The following is a 223-nucleotide window of genomic DNA, read 5'->3' as shown; positions in this document are numbered from 1 at the left end:
TCAGGTTGATAGGTCTGAGGTGGAAGTGTGGCGACACATGGAGCTGACAGATACTAATCGATCGAGGACTTAACCTAATGTCTAATGATGTCACACCTGTTATCTAGTTTTGAGAGAACACTCTCAATTGTTTGGTGGCGATAGCGAAGAGGTCACACCCGTTCCCATGCCGAACACGGAAGTTAAGCTCTTCAGCGCCGATGGTAGTCGGGAGTTTTTATAG

The 223-nt window shown here is 47.1% G+C and carries 1 rRNA gene; it reads left to right on the top strand.

The features are described 5' to 3' along the window. Positions 1–130: 130 nt before the first annotated feature. A 5S ribosomal RNA gene (rrf, locus tag UJ203_RS20855) occupies positions 131–223 on the top strand; the annotation flags it as partial.

This window comes from Bacillus sp. V26, from assembly GCF_034296245.1.
Taxonomy (GTDB): Bacteria; Bacillota; Bacilli; order Bacillales; family Bacillaceae; genus Bacillus; species Bacillus halotolerans.
Note: the sequence above shows the minus strand (reverse complement) of the source record. Positions and strands in the feature narration are given on the sequence as shown.